A 14,346-nucleotide genomic window follows, 5' to 3' on the forward strand; every position below is an offset into this window, starting at 1 on the left:
TACCTGTCAGACGCGGTCCACGCATGCTCATCGGAATTTTTAGCGACGTTCACGCCAACATCGACGCCCTCAAGCCCGTCGTTGAAGCGTATAAGGATCACCAGCCGGCCATCGATAAGTACGTCTGCCTGGGCGACGTTGTCGGTTACGGCGCCGAGCCCAACGCCTGCTGCGAGCTCGTTCGTGAGCTGGCCGAGGTGACGATCCTGGGCAATCACGACGCCGCGGTCTGTGGTCGCATGAACTACGCCTATTATTACGACGCCGCCCGCAACGCGCTGGACTGGCACGCGAATAAGCTGCAGGAAACTCACCACGAGTGGCTGCGCACGCTCCCCTACCGCGAAGACTGGGAGAACCTGTGTTTCTGCCACGGCTCGCCCATCAACAAAGAAGATTTTGAGTACGTCTTTAATCTTCAGCAGGCCAGTCAGCTCATCGAGCACTGGGACGAACTCAACGAAATCACCTTTATCGGCCACTCGCACCTGACCAAGTCATTTGCGCTGCATCCCGAAGATGGCGCCGTTGAGATCTTCGGTCCGACCCTGAAGTTTGAAGAGGGCCGCAAGTACATCGTCACCGTCGGCAGCGTCGGGCAGCCCCGTGATAACGATAACCGGGCCTGCTACGGCGTGTACGACACCGAAGAGCGCACCTTCACCTTTAACCGGGTTGACTACGACATTCGTGAAGCGGCCCGGAAGATCTTCGAGTCGGAGCTCTCCAGCGACTTCGCCAAGCGTCTTTTCTTCGGTATTTGAGCGGCGGGCGCATCGCCTCAGACCCCGCCCGGGAGCACGGCCATAAAGTGATCGGTACGCCAGGCGCTGATCCGATCTTCGGCGCCGGCTTCGGTCGCTTGCTCCCCCATAATCAGCTGAAATGGTGCGGTCAGTAACGCCTGCTCCGGGCTCTCGACCGCCTCAAACGCGTGCAGTGTACGCCCGGTACTGAGCGCTCGCACCTCGACGCCTCCGCCTACACTGATCAGTGCGTCGCCCAGCGCAAAGAGATCCAGGTTTCCGTAGAGCAGGAGCGTCTCTTTGCCCGGGGTCACTCGCCAGCGTATCTCGCCGTCGGCGAGCCGAAAGCAAGTCATTTCGGCACGGTCGGTGCGCACGATGCCGTGGAGGACTCCTTCAAGCATCACTGCCAGAGCCCGGGTGGGCCGATAAAGCCCGGCGCTGAGCAGATCGAGAGTCCAGCTCACCTGGGGCTGTACCGCTTCCAGGGCGATGCCGCACAGGGTGACCTGACCGTGGCGCTCCACCGGGACGACGAGCCATTGATCGATATAACTCGGGGGCCCGCATACCCAGCCATTCAGACGCAGCTGCCAGACTGAGCGTCCGGTGAAGGGATAATACGCCTGGATCGTGGAGCCGCGATGATGGGGATCATGGGTGATGGCATAATAACGCCCCTGATGCGCACTCACGCCGGTCTCAGAGTGGCTGCCCACACGCACGCGCCAGAGCACGTCGCCGCTTTTGGGGCTCAAGGCCAGAAGTTGGCCTTCGGTCGTGCGTGCGCACAGGAGCGGTCCGTCAAAGAGCACGCCGCTAAAACGTGCCGGGCCCGCGCCAAAACGCCAGCGCACGACGCCACGGCTCAGTTCCACCGCGGCGATCTTGCCCTGATCGCTGGCGACCACCAGGAGATCTTCGCTGGCGTAGTACGCGACCTCTTGCAAGGCCCCAAATCCGGTGCCCAGAGCCGCGCTGCCGGCCGGCACGCCGCTGGTGGCGTCCAGCCAGCGAACTTTGCCCTCGCCCTCGGTCACCACCACCCAGGGGCCCGCCACCCGGGCGCGGACTTCGGCTCCCACCGCTGAGCGCGCTTCGGTCCAGCTCCAACGCTCTCGACCGCTCTCCAGCTCAATCATCATCGTGGCGATCGGGGTCGATACCAGCAGCCCCTCGCCGACCACCTGTAGCCCCTCCAGGTCGAGCCCGCTGCGGTGATACTCCCAGCGTCGCTGCGGAAAGAGGGTATGCACCTGGCTGAGGGGCCAGGCAAACGAGGGCGTCGGAGTCCGCGGCAGCGCTTCGGGCTCCAGATGCCCTTGCGCGCGCAGATACTCTTCGGGCGAATCATGAAAGAGATCGTTGCCGCAGAGATCGCGGTGCCAGCGACGCAGCTTCTGAACCTCTTCATCCAGATCGACGAAACGCTGATTGAGTTCCAGGCGAGGATTGAGTTCGGCCAGATCTTGAACAAAAAGTTCGCCCAGGCTGAGCATCCGATCCAGGCATTCCGGTGGCGCGACCGACCAGCGGTAGCCCCCGGACTCCAACTCCCAACGATCGCCATCGTCCCTTACCTTGAGGTCGAGGTAGGGCAGTGCTTCAATAAGCTCGAGCCCCCCATCGGCGCGTGACTCCAGATGGCTGAGCAGCTGGCGAGCGCGTTCCAGGAGGCTTCCCATCGCTAAAAAGGGATAGTGGGTGGCGAGTTCGACGTCGTCTTCTCCCAGCTCCGCGCGAAGAGTTCCATCGAAGAGCAGGGCGTGAAGATCAAAGGTCTGCTCGCCATCGTAGTCGCGTAAGGCTTCGTCTCGCCCCACAAATTCGTAGCTCAGCGTCAGCCCTTGAGATGACGAGGTGGCCGAGGCCCGATCGGCAGGCAACTCGCCGGCGATGGGAACCCGGGCCCCGAACGCCGGGAGGCGGCTGCGTTTAAGGGTGCCCAACCACTGGCTGAGCTGGCGCACATAACGCTCTGAAGAAAAGCGCTCCGAGATGCCAAAAAGCTCTCGCAGCAGATCTTCGGCCGCCTCGCAGACCGCCCGGACAAAGCTGCCAGAATTCATCGGTAGATTGCGGGCAACCACCTGCTTATCGCGTCCCAGACTATAGGCGCTTACCAGCAACTGGCCGGCGTGCCCGATCAGTACCAGCTCCCAGGGCTCGTGGGGAAACTCCAGGATGACCTTGGTCCGCGTGCCCAGGGAGAGGGCGACCAGCCCCTCCATCAGCCCCCCGATCACCGCGAAGATCGCTTCTTCGGGGATCAACGCCGTCAGGTTGGTGCCGTCGACCACGATATCGATGATGTCGCGGATCTCCAGCAGGTTCATCGTGCTTTCTGCCGGCCGGAGCGGGTCGAGCGCCGTCAGATAGCGCACGTCTTCCTTCCACCCGCGTCCGACAATGATCTCGACCTGGCTCATGGATCCTCACCATGCACGACGGCACGGCCGCTACGGGTTAGCTCCCGCCACAGGGTCTTGCCTACGTCAAAGTGGGGCGCAAGTGCAGCCAGATCGTGCTCGTCGATATAGACGTGATCAATGCATTCGGAATGAAGCAGGGCTCCGAAGATGGTGCCTGCAAGCTCCGGTCGGGGGAGCACGGAGACCTTGTGATAGAGCTCGCTACACACCACCAGATGCAGATGGTTATCGGCCATCTCGCGCGAAGGGGGGATACGCTCCTTGACCTGGTCGGCGCGATAGAGCGGTTGCGTGTTGCGACGCTTGCGAACCGGTGCGGGCTCTCCCTCTCCCTGGTGGGCATCCAGGGTCTGGGAAAAACGCTGCAGAACGACCTGGCGAATCGCCGCATAGGCGTCTTCGACATAGGCAGCCTCCCCGGTTAACTCCAGATCCAGGGAGTGCGCTTTAATTTTGAGTCGGTTCTGGCTCATGGTGACCTCCAGGGGAGTGGCGCTTCACGTCAGCAAACAGGGGCCGGCACCGGCACATTTCACCCGTGTCTGAACGTCGGCAGGCCGCGCAAGTATAGGTCGGTGAGCACAACAGCGACAAGGTGAGCGCCCGGGGCGAAGGGGGAGTCAGAAAAAAAACGGGGTCACCACGCAACATGGAGCGCAAACCAGCGATAACAGAGTGCAGGGCACACCATGCTTGCCCGCGTCTAACGCTCACCCCTTCGTGAAAGGAGGCTCCATGTCCGGCATTCAGGGTGTAGGTTCCGGCACCCCACCACAGATAAATCAAGATCTTCAGGAGGCGGCCAGCCCCAATGGTGGTCGCTTTAAGCAGATGCTCTCCCGGGTGGCCGACGGGGCGCTGGCCGGGGTCGCCGCCATCGCGCCGGTGTTTCCCGGCGGTCAACTCGTGGCCATGGCCGCCACCGGCCTGCGCGAGCTTAAAGCGACCTCCCCGGGAGGCCTGGCTCCGGGAGGCCAGGGCGATCAGATCGACCGCATGTTCGAGATGCAGCGTCAAAATCAGGTTTATAACCTGCAATACCTCCAGCTTCAGACCGAAATGCAGGCGGATAACCGGCGATTTTCCACCCTTTCTAATCTGATGAAAGTTCGTCACGACACCGCCAAGGCCGCCATCAATAACATGCATGCTTGATGATGCCTTACTCTCAGGGAGCGTCTACGATGCAAACCTCATCTTCCAACATCTCTCAGGCTCATCAAGAGCTGCAGCGTGCCTATCTGCTCGTCGGTTTTGGTCATCTCACAGAGGCGATTGCAGCCTGTGAGCGCGCCGAGTGTCTGATGCCGGAGGAGGCCCTCCCGGGGACTCTCAAAGGTGCGATCCTTACCGCCAGTGGCCAGCTTCCGGCCGCGATGCGTCAGCTCCAAAAGGTGCTTCGAGTCCATCGCGACGACTTGCTCGCCACACTCTATCTGGCCGAAGCCTGTTTTCTGGCCGGGCGCCATCGCCGTGCCTGGCGACTGCTTGATGGACTCGACCCCCACGTGCTCAACGAGAGCCCTCATGGCCCCCTGGCCGCCGCGCTCCGAGAGACCTGGGAGCAGATCCCGCCCGATGAGCTGCCGAAACCCCTGGAAGTGAACCTCGACGAGGAACCTCAACCGGCTGCTTGAACGCGTTCATCTAGCCCGGTGCTGGCCACGACCACGAGGCCGCGGGAGTGAAGTGTATGGAGATCTCACGTCTGGAAGCAGGCTGGGGGGATGGGGATATCGAGGCATTTTCGGCCGCGCTTGAGGAGCATCTCTGCGCGGCGCTTTCTGGGGCCGCCCAGGGCCACGACATCGGCGCGGTGCAGGCCTCGATGCCCCCCTCGCAGCGCACAGACGCCCCGCCGGCCTCCCCTCCCCCCGGACGGTCTCCGACCACCTTTGGGGCTCGCCTGCGCTCAACCCTTGAGCCGATGGTGGTCGACGCGATGCGCAATCCGGAACAGGCTCGAACTCTGGCGCACCGGACGCTGGAAGCCCTTACGGACCTTCAGCTGGAGCGCTTCCCGGTGCTCAATGTACCTGGAGCTCGCCAGAGCATGATGTCCACGATGGGCTCCGATCCCTATGTGCTCCGCCAACTCAGCGAGGTGCTCATTGACCTGGCCGATGAACTCGCGCACCGCGCTCGCTCCGGGCGTATGCCCCCGAATTGGGGAGATGAGTGAGCTTGAGGTACGCCGCAATTGAACCTTGCTCGCTCTATCTCAGGAGCGTTATGCTCTGCGCCTGAGTGTGCCGCCTGTGCTGCGCCCGCAGCTGCGGGCGGTCTTCTTCGTTCGTGAGCTACGGAGCACGCAGCATGAGCGCATCCATCTACAGTCCACCTGCAGAACTGCCCGGCTTTCGCGCCGGTCATTGCCCCGAGTGCACGCAAGATGTCCTTGCGGCCCGTGATCTCGTCGAGAACGAGCTGGTCGAGATATGCGTGCACTGCGCCTGCAACCTTAGCCGACATAGCCCCGAAACCCTTCGCTGGGTCGAGGCTCCCGATGTCGTGGAACTCGGTTACTTTATCGATGGTCTGGAGAGCGAGAGTTGCGACTCCAATGGCGGGTGTCGCGACGGCGCCTGTGGGGTTCGACAGCCGACCTGAGCCGATCAGACGGAGGGGCTACGCCCTCCGGACCTTTTGAGATTTCATCCCTTTGAGGAGGCGTTGATGCAATACGAGGTGTTCATCCCTGCGGCCGAAGAAGAAGGCTTCGATGTGACCATTACGGTGGAAGCCAGCAACTGGACGCAGGCCCTTAAAACAGGCCTGGAGCGCCTCGGCGAAGGGATGGTTCGCAATGTGATGTGCGACATCAAGAGCGACAACAGCATTCACGTCACCGATGCTACCAGCCACCGCGTCTTCATCATCAAAGAGCTCGAAGGGGCAGCCGGGACCGAGGAGCCCGCTGCGGCGGCGACCATCAAAATGGAGCCCCTCAAACAAGAGCCGCCAACGTCGAAGTCGGAACCAGAGCCGGAGAGCAATAGTGAGGTTGAATCCGGCGGCGAGGAAGAACTCGAAGCGCAGGAGGCCGCAGACGTGGCGCCGGCGGAAGAGGAGCAAGCCCGGCCCGAACCCGAAACGACAAGCCCCGCCGACGCCAAGGACGAAGCGGCCGCGGAGCCCCAGGTCGAGGAGGAGTGGAAGTCCGATGACGGTAAAATGCGCATCAGCTCCTCCACCTTCGAGGCGCTTCAACGCGAAGATGTCGAAGAGAAGGCGCGCGTCATCAGCGAGTCCCGCAATAAAACGGATGAGCGCAAGGCTGTCTCGATCGGCCGCACCGAGGAGAAGGTCGCTGCCAATCTCATCGAAGACGTCTTTCTCGAAATTCAGGCGATCCATGAAAACAACATGGCGCTCGAAGACGTCGTCAACTTTGTGATGGATATGGTCATGGAGAAGCTCGACGCCGAGAGCGGCTCCATTCTCTTCGCCGACGTCAACGGTCGTGAACTCTACTTCGCGTCGGCCCGGGGGCCCAAGGCCAACGAAATCATGAGCTTCCGGGTCCCGATGGGCGAGGGCATCGTCGGGTTTTGTGCTCGCGAAGGCGTCAGCCTGGCGATCAGTGACGTGCACCAGGAGCCGCGCTTCTACAAAAAGATCTCCGAGGCGCTGGGCTACGAAACCACCAGTCTTGCCTGCTCGCCAATTCAATATCAGGGTCGAGTCTACGGGGCGATCGAGGTGATCAATAAGAAAGGGGCGAGCTCGTTTGCAGGACAGGAAATCAGCGCGATGGCCTACATCGGTCGTCAGCTTGCTGAGTTCATTCACGAGCTGATCATGGCCCGCGAGAAGCTCGAAGCCTGAGTCAGGCTCGCGTGTTCTGCTGAGGTTTGATCAAAAAAGCCGCCAGCCCTTTTAGGGCTGGCGGCTTTTTTTGTCGCTTCACGCGCATCGCTGTGGCGCCTGCCGTCGCGCTTACATGCCGGCAAAAGCCATGCTCAAGCCGAGCCAGGAGAGCACCAGCCCAATGCCCCACTGCAACACCACCTGGGTCAGGCCCACGCCCATACTCTTGAAGAAACTCGTGTTGTAGGCACTCATCACCACCAGTAGCCAGACCACCGGCTTGAGGACCCAGCCCAGCAGCGGTACCAGGCCCACAAAGAAGAGGAGGACGTTCAACATGAACGAGATCCCCATCGCTTTGCCCAGTCCGTTGCTGCTGGTGCCGTGTCCCATGAACGAGAGCGCCAGCTTGAGCGCCAACGCCTGCACGAGAAAACTCACCACAAAGAAGATGATCATCGACATCGCGTTCCTCGTTCCGGAGTGTGCCGCCCGCAACGCCGTTGCCTGCGAGCTTCGGTTATCCTGACGTGCATGAGTGTAGAGACGTACGTACCTCCTCGCAAACGTAGGAACCATTGGGAATTCTTCCAGTGCACTCCCGCTCCCGCGTCGACAGGTCCTAAAACTTCGCGGTACAAGCAAACAGGATCCGCCGCAGGTTTTGGACTTCTCCTGGATGATGAGTCGGCGATGACCAGCGAATTTTACGATGATGCGCAGGCCCGCTCGCGCCAGTGGCCCTCGCTCTTCGGGCTTCTGCACACGCGCGCACAACGCTCACCGGCGCGCGGTATCTACATGCGCGATGGGCGCGGGGCTCAGGAGTTTCGGACCTACACGCAGCTCCTCTCCGGTGCGGAACGCGTCGCCCACGCGCTTCAGGAGCGCGGGGTGGGCCCCGGGGAGCGCGTGCTGATCGCACAGCCCACCGGGTTCGATGCGTTGATGAGCTTTTTCGGGGTCTGTGCCCTGGGTGCCATCCCGGTTCCTTTGCCCTGGCCGCGCGACATCGATGCCTTCAAGGGCCTGGCCAACCTGGCGCGCTGGCGGCGCATTGCCCTGCGCTACGATGCCCGGGTACTCCTGTGCGCCGACCTGGGAGTGCGCGCCGAATCCGGCTGGCGAGGCATCTGGCCTCCGCATCCCCTCCAGCTGGTGCTGGACCCGCAACACCTGCTCGCCAGGCAGCCCGCCCGGGTATGTATCGAGCCCTATCAGCCCCGGGCTGATGATGTGGCGTACATCCAGTCCACCTCCGGAACCACCGGAGCCCCACGCGGGGTAGAGCTTACCCACCGGGGGCTGCGCACGTCGCTGGAGGCGATCGGGCGCCGTATCAACGCGTCGAGTCGCGATGTCCAGGTCTCCTGGCTCCCCCTGGATAACATCATGGGGCTGGTCGGCGCGGTCTTCTTTGCCATGCACTGGGACATCCGGTTGGTGCTCATGACGCCGGAGCGCTTTCTGGCGCAGCCCGAGGACTGGTTCTGGGCCATCCATGATCATCGCGCCACGCTGAGCCTGGCGCCGAACTTCGCCTACAACTACTGCGTGCGTCGCTGCCAGAGCTCGGCCCTTAAGGGGCTGGACCTCTCCTGCTGGCGCATCGCGATGAATGGTTCCGAGCCGGTACGCGCCCAGCACATGCACCGCTTTCGCGAGCGCTTCAAACCCTTCGGGCTTCCGGCCTTTGCGCAGATGCCGGTCTACGGCATGAGTGAGGCCACCCTGGGAGTGAGCTTCCATCAGGCCGGCAAAGCCCCGCGCATCGACGGCATCAATCGCCGTCTCCTGGAGTGGGAGGGCAGGGCCGAGCCGCTGCCGGCCGAAGGCGCGCCCAGCCCCTACGAACGCATGCACGTCGTCTCAGTAGGGCGCCCTCTGGAGCCCCTCTCCCTGAAGATTGTCGACTCCCGAGGCCGCGAGCTTCCCGAGCGTGATCTGGGGGAGATCGCCATTGAGGGGCCCACGGTGATGGCCGGCTACGTGGCCTCCACCGTGCGCGACGCGGATGGCGAGCCGCCCACACGCCTGGAAGAGGGCTGGCTGAAGACCGGCGATCTTGGCTATCTGGCCGACGGGGATCTCTTCTTCGTGGCTCGCCGCTCCGATTGCATCGAAGCCGAGTCGGGACAGCGTCTGATCTTCCCCGAAGAGGTCGAACTCTTCGTGGACTCCGTCGACGGCGTGCGCTCCGGGAGTACCGCGGTGTTTGCCGCGCACCAACACGGGGCCGAGACGCGCATCGTGGTCGCCTTTGAGGTTCAGGCCGGTGCCGACGCCGCGGAGCTCGATCCGCGCATCACGGCCTTGCTAAAAGCTCACCTCGATGTGCACCCGGCGCGCCTCCTGCACCTCTCGCCACGCACCATCCCGAAGACCGCCTCGGGCAAGGTGCGTCGCCAGCTCTGCGCCGAACTCTACGGCGCCGGGCGCCTGGAGCGCCGCTCGGCCGGCGCGCTGCGCGCCGGCCTCCGAGACCTGGGCGAGGCGCTGGCGGCAAGCTCGGAGTCCGCGGCCGCGCGCCTGCGCGCGCTCTTTGGCGCCTCCCGGGGCTGAGCGCGCCTTTAGCGCTGGCAGACGCGTCCTTCCTCCACTCGCCGCAGCCCGCAGCGCTGGCCGGTGGGGCAGTCGCCGGGCTCCGCGCAGCTCTTTCGGCACCCCTGAGGTTCACACACCTCGCTCTCTGCGCACTCATAATCGCTCTGGCAGAGCGGCGCGTCCTCGTCGGGCCCGCATCCCATCAGGCCCAGCGTCAGGGCCAGCATCGCCATCACCCGGGTGAGTGTTGCTCCCATCACATCCTCCCGCGTTGCACACAAAAAACGGGCCGTCACCCGAAGATGACGGCCCGCACTACCTCAACCGAGGTCTACGTCAGGTGACGTGACTCAGAGAGTACCTTAGAAGTCGACATTACTGCTGGTCACACCGGTCAGCGCATCGGCGTTGAGCGGCACTTCATCGCAGGATTCCGGGCTGGAGACGTCGCTGCCAGCAGCGGTGCAGAGGAACACGTCGTAGTAGTCAGGTGCGGACTGTGCGGTATCGTTGCAGGTCGGACCGAATTCACCCACCACAATGGTGTGGCTTTCATCGAGGACGATCAGGTCGCCAGTCTCCTCATCCCGGAACTGCACGTACACCGAGCCGCCACAACCCAGGGCCACCACCGTGGAGTCCGTGAAGTTGGTGGTGATCTCGGTGCCTTCGGCGTCGTTCCGGTTAAAGGTTTCATCGAGCGGGCACTGACCATCCAGGTCCGGAGCAAGGCCATCCAGCACCGTGAAAGTGTCGAAGAATTCCGACTCAGCGCCGATGTCATCACCCACGGCTTCGCCGTACGCGATCGGGTTACCGCTCTCGTTTCTCAGCTCCACGTACATGATCTTGGCGCCGGGGGTGTTGTAGCCATAGGTCGTGTCGTCGCAGCGATCGGGCGCTTCCACGTCGGTCACATCGTTGATGCGAACCGTGTAGTACTCAGTCGGCACTTCGTCGATCGGCACACACTGGCCGGTGGACGCACTGCAGACCTGCTCATCGGGGCACTCACCAAAGTCCGGATCGTTGCAGTCGTCATCCGGCACGCTAGCCGCGCGGCAGACCATGCCTTCGGCATCGCCGGGGCGAGCCACGCACTCGTCGCCGGTGGCGCAGTCGGCGTTGGTTTCGCAGGTGTCCACGCAGATCGTCTGATCGCAGACCTGGCCGCCGGTGCAGTCGCTATCAAAGGTGCACGACTCCTCGGAGGTCGTCGTTCCACACGCCGAGAGCAGCCCGAAGCCGCCGACCGCCACAAAGAACAGACCTGCCAGATTACGCTGAATGTTCATCATCACTTCCTTTTTCATGGGGTTAGAGTCGAAGACCTCAAGCCGTTGAGGCGATGGCGCCTCATGATTCGATGTCTCGCAACCTTCTTGCCAGAAATGCCACATACACACAAAATATCTCAACAGCCGAGCTTTTTAGCTGGAATCTCTCCGGTTCGATATCCGCTATCAGGCTGAATTGCGGCTGCTTTCGGGCCGACTTATAACCGAAGCACCTTAGAGTGTCACTATAAATTCAGTAAAGCCCTGTCGCGCTTCACTGGCCGGGGGGCTGCAATCACGCTGTGGATCGAGGCGATCGCCGGCGCCGGTGCACACCCGCGCGCGGTACATCCCGGTGGGGAGATCCGGGGGCGCTTGCACCTCATAGCCCAGCGGGCAGACCGGGCTGTCGGCAATGATCTCGATGGTCCAATCCTGCCGAGGACTGAGGGGATCGCCATACCCGTCGACCAGCTCGACCAGCAGCCAACCGCCCGGGCCGCCCAGCGAAGTGTAGCGCGCCTGGGAGGCGTCCTGCACGCAGATCTCATCGTCATCCAGCGCGACCGGCGCCGCCTGCAGGTAGGGCTCGTCCGGCTCGGAGCGGGCGCTCTCCCAGCGCAGAACACGACCGTAGGCCTCGGCGTTGCCCGAGGGGCTGCGGGCGATCACCGCGCCCACCCGCACCGGCGCAACCTCCGCCGGGGCTGGCCCCACATCGGCGTGTCCGCTGTCCGCGTTGCCGGCGTCTTCACCCACATCGCCGGCGTCTTCACCCACATCGCCGGCGTCTTCACCCACATCGGCAAACGGCTCGCCGGCGTCTTCCTCATCCGGGGAGCCTTCGGGCCAGACCTGCTCGATCAGAATGAGGACACTCTCCCCGGGATCGACCGAGGCATCGGGGTCGGAGGCGTCGTCTCCGGCATCGAGAGAGACGCCGGTGTCGCCGTCGTAAATGATGTAGGCGCAGCGGCCATCAAGCCCACAGAAGACCCGCTGGCTGGCGAGTTCCTCCTGGCACTGCGCATCGCTCTCACACTGCACATCGCCTGGCGTGCGTTCGTCGATCAGGCAGGCTTCAATCGGTTCGACCTCCCCGCTGCGCTGATAGCTCAGGCAGCGCCGCCCGGACGCGCATTCATCATCCTCGACGCAGGCGTCGACGCACTGAAAGTCAACGCAATACTGCGACGTGGCGCAATTGGAGTCATAACGACACAGGTCCTCCACAAGCTCGGCGCCGCACCCGCTCAGGGCGAGGAGTGCCGTGAGGAGAATCGGATATTTGAGCGATGACATCATAGGCATTCCGGACCGCTCGTCTGGAGTAGTGCTTATCCAAGGGTGGTTAAACCCTGTGGCGGTAGGCATCGTGTGGCCCACCTCCGTGCCCACTCTTATGCAGAACGCAGGCCATAAGATCAAAGACAATGCGGTGTGTCGTGTGCGCCTGGCGGGTCGCTTTAGTTTACGGCGGCGGCGCATCGGGCTATGGTCCGCGCCGATCGGTACCACCTGCTCTGGGAGTTCCTCACATGCCGCGCCCTCTATCTTTACTTCGCCACCCACTTGTTGGACGTCTGCTCGCGTTAAGCCTGATGGCGGGCGCCCCGCTGGGCTGTGTCACCGGGACTCCGAGTCAAGAACTCTCGTACAGCGATCAGGCCGAGGCCTACTTTGAGGCCGGCCAGCAACGCTTTGAACGCCGCGACTATCTCGAGGCGATGCGGCTCTACAACACCGTGCGCAACCAGTTTCCCTACAGTCGCTGGGCTGCTCTGGCCCACCTGCGCATCGGCGACGCCTATTTTGAGCAGGACCAGAACGCCGCGGCCGTCGAGCAGTACCGTGCGTTCATTCAGCTCTACCCGCGTCACGAAAAGGTGGAGTACGCGCACTGGAAGATCGCCCGGGCCTTCTACGAGCAGATGCCCTCGGAGTTCTTCATCCTGCCGCCTGCGTACGAGCGCGATCTTAGCTCCACGCGCGATGCGGTGCGCGAACTTCGCATCTTTCTCCAGCGTTATGAGCAATCCGAATACGCCCCCGAGGCGCGGCGCCTGATGCGCTCGGCTCAGCGGAGGCTCGCCGACCACGAGTTTTACGTGGCGACCTATTACCTGGATCGCGACAACCCCAAAGCCGCCGCTGGCCGGTTGACGCACCTGCTGCGAAACTTCCCGGGGCTGGGGCTCGATGCCGAGGCGCTTTTTTTGCTGGGCAAAGCCTACCTGCAGCTGGATGAGCCCGGTCGGGCGCTGACGGCCTGGACCGATCTGATCGAGGTGCATCCCGAGCATCCGCGCGCCGGAGAGGCAAAGCGTCTGCTTGAGGCCCGGGGCTTGAATGCGACGCCTGAGCAAAACTCGGACGAAGGGCAGGGCGGCTGACCCTCCAGGGTTAAGGCCTGCCTTTTGGGAAGTACACTAAGGTCCGCAAGAGCGCCGTCGGCAGTCTGTCGACGGCGCTCTTTTTTGCGCGCCGCCGGCTGACCGATCACGCCATCTCTGCAGAACGCCAACGGCGAAGAGCAGGGCAGGGCGCCGAGACAATCGCCACGCCTCAGGAGGGGGCGCAGGGCAAGAAACGCAAAAAGCCCGCCATGTCTGGCGGGCTCTCTGCAATGCTTCGTGCGGTCGTGCTCCGGCGGATTAGCGCTTGGAGAACTGGAAGCGCGCGCGGGCACCCTTCTGACCGTACTTCTTACGTTCCTTGACGCGGGCGTCACGGGTCAGGAAGCCACCCTGCTTAAGCGCGGGGCGCATGGCGCCGTCCACCAGGAGCAGGGCGCGAGCCACGCCGAGCTTCACCGCTTCGGCCTGGCCGCTCTTGCCGCCGCCGGAGACCGTGCAGTAGACGTCGAACTTGTCCAGGGTCTCGGTCAGCTCCAGGGGCTGACGCAGGATCATCATCAGGGTGTCGCGACCGAAGTACTCGTCGGCGTCCTGACCGTTAACCGTGACAACGCCGGTGCCGGGGCGCAAAAAGACGCGGGCGCTCGCTTTTTTGCGACGACCAATCGCGTGATACTGTTCCGCTTGTGCCATGAGATTCTCTCTCTTCTATGCGTCCTCAATCCGGACGCTGACTCATTATTAAAGTTCGAGCGCCTGGGGCTGCTGCGCCTGATGCGGGTGCTCCGCTCCGGCGTAGACCTTGAGCTTGGTGATCATCTGACGACCGAGCTTGGTCTTGGGCAGCATGCCCTGAACCGCATAGGTGATCACGCTCTGAGCGCGCTTCTCAAGGAGATCGCCGGCGGTGATCGACTTCAGTCCGCCCGGGTAACCCGAGTGACGGTTGTAGACCTTGTCGGTGAGCTTCTTGCCGGTGAACGCCACCTTGTCGGCGTTGATGCAGATCACGAAGTCGCCACAGTCCACGTGCGGGGTGTAGGTGGCCTTGTGCTTGCCGCGCAAGATCGTGGCGATCTTCGCAGCCGCGCGACCCACCGTCTCCCCTTCCAGGTCGACGACGAACCACTGACGGTTGATATCCGATTCTTTAGCGCTGAAGGTTTTCATCTCGCTTCCA

The 14,346-nt window shown here is 62.9% G+C and carries 16 protein-coding genes; 8 read left to right on the top strand and 8 right to left on the bottom strand.

Annotated elements, in window-relative coordinates; all coding sequences use genetic code 11:
* Positions 1-23: 23 nt before the first annotated feature.
* Positions 24-764 carry a metallophosphoesterase family protein gene (locus DL240_RS16105; protein WP_111730927.1) on the top strand — a complete coding sequence of 247 codons (741 nt, stop codon included), beginning with the start codon at positions 24-26 and terminating at the stop codon, positions 762-764.
* A 17-nt stretch (positions 765-781) separates the two neighbouring features.
* On the opposite strand, the gene DL240_RS16110 is transcribed toward DL240_RS16105, so the two are convergent.
* Positions 782-3,175: an outer membrane protein assembly factor BamB family protein gene (locus DL240_RS16110; protein ID WP_111730928.1), complete on the bottom strand. Its 2,394-nt coding sequence runs from the start codon at positions 3,173-3,175 to the stop codon at positions 782-784.
* Positions 3,172-3,651 carry a hypothetical protein gene (locus DL240_RS16115; RefSeq protein ID WP_111730929.1) on the bottom strand — a complete coding sequence of 160 codons (480 nt, stop codon included), beginning with the start codon at positions 3,649-3,651 and terminating at the stop codon, positions 3,172-3,174. Before DL240_RS16115 ends, DL240_RS16110 begins: the two co-directional genes overlap by 4 nt.
* A 262-nt stretch (positions 3,652-3,913) precedes the next feature.
* Between DL240_RS16115 and DL240_RS16120 the strand changes: the two genes are divergently transcribed.
* The 5 genes from DL240_RS16120 to DL240_RS16140 all read left to right on the top strand — a co-directional run bounded on the left by DL240_RS16120 (position 3,914) and on the right by DL240_RS16140 (position 7,006).
* Complete coding sequence (locus tag DL240_RS16120) at positions 3,914-4,333, top strand: hypothetical protein (protein WP_111730930.1); 420 nt, start codon at positions 3,914-3,916, stop codon at positions 4,331-4,333.
* Positions 4,334-4,362: 29 nt separating this feature from the next.
* Positions 4,363-4,815: a tetratricopeptide repeat protein gene (locus tag DL240_RS16125; protein ID WP_111730931.1), complete on the top strand. Its 453-nt coding sequence runs from the start codon at positions 4,363-4,365 to the stop codon at positions 4,813-4,815.
* Between the two features lie 56 nt (positions 4,816-4,871).
* A complete protein-coding gene (locus DL240_RS16130; protein ID WP_111730932.1) occupies positions 4,872-5,360 on the top strand; it encodes a hypothetical protein in 489 nt (162 codons plus the stop codon).
* 134 nt (positions 5,361-5,494) lie between these two features.
* Entirely contained in the window at positions 5,495-5,788 is a 294-nt protein-coding gene (locus tag DL240_RS16135; protein WP_111730933.1) for a hypothetical protein, read from the top strand.
* A 66-nt stretch (positions 5,789-5,854) separates the two neighbouring features.
* Positions 5,855-7,006, top strand: a complete 1,152-nt coding sequence (locus tag DL240_RS16140) for a GAF domain-containing protein (protein ID WP_111730934.1) — start codon at positions 5,855-5,857, stop codon at positions 7,004-7,006.
* Between the two features lie 111 nt (positions 7,007-7,117).
* Here DL240_RS16140 and DL240_RS16145 read toward each other — a convergent pair whose 3' ends face one another.
* On the bottom strand, positions 7,118-7,453 hold the full coding sequence (locus DL240_RS16145) for a hypothetical protein (RefSeq protein ID WP_111730935.1): 336 nt from the start codon (positions 7,451-7,453) through the stop codon (positions 7,118-7,120).
* 228 nt (positions 7,454-7,681) lie between these two features.
* Here DL240_RS16145 and DL240_RS16150 point away from each other — a divergent pair, with 228 nt between their 5' ends.
* Positions 7,682-9,550, top strand: coding sequence for an AMP-binding protein (locus DL240_RS16150; RefSeq protein WP_158542643.1), 1,869 nt, complete (start codon positions 7,682-7,684; stop codon positions 9,548-9,550).
* An 8-nt stretch (positions 9,551-9,558) separates the two neighbouring features.
* Here the strand turns inward: DL240_RS16150 and DL240_RS16155 are convergent, their stop codons facing one another.
* The 3 genes from DL240_RS16155 to DL240_RS16165 all read right to left on the bottom strand — a co-directional run bounded on the left by DL240_RS16155 (position 9,559) and on the right by DL240_RS16165 (position 12,111).
* Entirely contained in the window at positions 9,559-9,789 is a 231-nt protein-coding gene (locus tag DL240_RS16155; protein WP_111730937.1) for a hypothetical protein, read from the bottom strand.
* Between the two features lie 105 nt (positions 9,790-9,894).
* On the bottom strand, positions 9,895-10,827 hold the full coding sequence (locus DL240_RS16160) for a hypothetical protein (protein ID WP_158542645.1): 933 nt from the start codon (positions 10,825-10,827) through the stop codon (positions 9,895-9,897).
* Positions 10,828-11,043: 216 nt separating this feature from the next.
* Positions 11,044-12,111: a hypothetical protein gene (locus DL240_RS16165; protein WP_111730939.1), complete on the bottom strand. Its 1,068-nt coding sequence runs from the start codon at positions 12,109-12,111 to the stop codon at positions 11,044-11,046.
* Between the two features lie 236 nt (positions 12,112-12,347).
* On the opposite strand from DL240_RS16165, the gene DL240_RS16170 reads away from it, so the two are divergent.
* Positions 12,348-13,202, top strand: coding sequence for an outer membrane protein assembly factor BamD (locus tag DL240_RS16170; RefSeq protein WP_158542647.1), 855 nt, complete (start codon positions 12,348-12,350; stop codon positions 13,200-13,202).
* Between the two features lie 261 nt (positions 13,203-13,463).
* On the opposite strand, the gene rpsI is transcribed toward DL240_RS16170, so the two are convergent.
* On the bottom strand, positions 13,464-13,859 hold the full coding sequence (gene rpsI / locus DL240_RS16175) for a 30S ribosomal protein S9 (RefSeq protein WP_111730941.1): 396 nt from the start codon (positions 13,857-13,859) through the stop codon (positions 13,464-13,466).
* Between the two features lie 48 nt (positions 13,860-13,907).
* The gene (gene rplM, locus DL240_RS16180) at positions 13,908-14,336 is read right to left on the bottom strand and encodes a 50S ribosomal protein L13 (protein ID WP_111730942.1); all 429 of its coding nucleotides are present in this window, start codon (positions 14,334-14,336) and stop codon (positions 13,908-13,910) included.
* Positions 14,337-14,346 lie beyond the last annotated feature (10 nt).

Origin of the sequence: Lujinxingia litoralis, from assembly GCF_003260125.1 — a bacterium.
GTDB classification, from domain to species: domain Bacteria; phylum Myxococcota_A; class Bradymonadia; order Bradymonadales; family Bradymonadaceae; genus Lujinxingia; species Lujinxingia litoralis.

Excerpts from the sequence above, each read along its gene's own strand:
- DL240_RS16110 (WP_111730928.1), bottom strand. The coding sequence starts at position 3,175 with ATGAGCCAGGTCGAGATCATTGTCGGACGCGGGTGGAAGGAAGACGTG.
- DL240_RS16155 (WP_111730937.1), bottom strand. The coding sequence starts at position 9,789 with ATGGGAGCAACACTCACCCGGGTGATGGCGATGCTGGCCCTGACGCTG.
- DL240_RS16125 (WP_111730931.1), top strand. The coding sequence starts at position 4,363 with ATGCAAACCTCATCTTCCAACATCTCTCAGGCTCATCAAGAGCTGCAG.
- DL240_RS16135 (WP_111730933.1), top strand. The coding sequence starts at position 5,495 with ATGAGCGCATCCATCTACAGTCCACCTGCAGAACTGCCCGGCTTTCGC.
- DL240_RS16165 (WP_111730939.1), bottom strand. The coding sequence starts at position 12,111 with ATGTCATCGCTCAAATATCCGATTCTCCTCACGGCACTCCTCGCCCTG.
- DL240_RS16170 (WP_158542647.1), top strand. The coding sequence starts at position 12,348 with ATGCCGCGCCCTCTATCTTTACTTCGCCACCCACTTGTTGGACGTCTG.
- DL240_RS16115 (WP_111730929.1), bottom strand. The coding sequence starts at position 3,651 with ATGAGCCAGAACCGACTCAAAATTAAAGCGCACTCCCTGGATCTGGAG.
- DL240_RS16150 (WP_158542643.1), top strand. The coding sequence starts at position 7,682 with ATGACCAGCGAATTTTACGATGATGCGCAGGCCCGCTCGCGCCAGTGG.
- DL240_RS16145 (WP_111730935.1), bottom strand. The coding sequence starts at position 7,453 with ATGTCGATGATCATCTTCTTTGTGGTGAGTTTTCTCGTGCAGGCGTTG.
- DL240_RS16130 (WP_111730932.1), top strand. The coding sequence starts at position 4,872 with ATGGAGATCTCACGTCTGGAAGCAGGCTGGGGGGATGGGGATATCGAG.
- rplM (WP_111730942.1), bottom strand. The coding sequence starts at position 14,336 with ATGAAAACCTTCAGCGCTAAAGAATCGGATATCAACCGTCAGTGGTTC.
- DL240_RS16160 (WP_158542645.1), bottom strand. The coding sequence starts at position 10,827 with ATGAACATTCAGCGTAATCTGGCAGGTCTGTTCTTTGTGGCGGTCGGC.
- DL240_RS16120 (WP_111730930.1), top strand. The coding sequence starts at position 3,914 with ATGTCCGGCATTCAGGGTGTAGGTTCCGGCACCCCACCACAGATAAAT.
- rpsI (WP_111730941.1), bottom strand. The coding sequence starts at position 13,859 with ATGGCACAAGCGGAACAGTATCACGCGATTGGTCGTCGCAAAAAAGCG.
- DL240_RS16140 (WP_111730934.1), top strand. The coding sequence starts at position 5,855 with ATGCAATACGAGGTGTTCATCCCTGCGGCCGAAGAAGAAGGCTTCGAT.
- DL240_RS16105 (WP_111730927.1), top strand. The coding sequence starts at position 24 with ATGCTCATCGGAATTTTTAGCGACGTTCACGCCAACATCGACGCCCTC.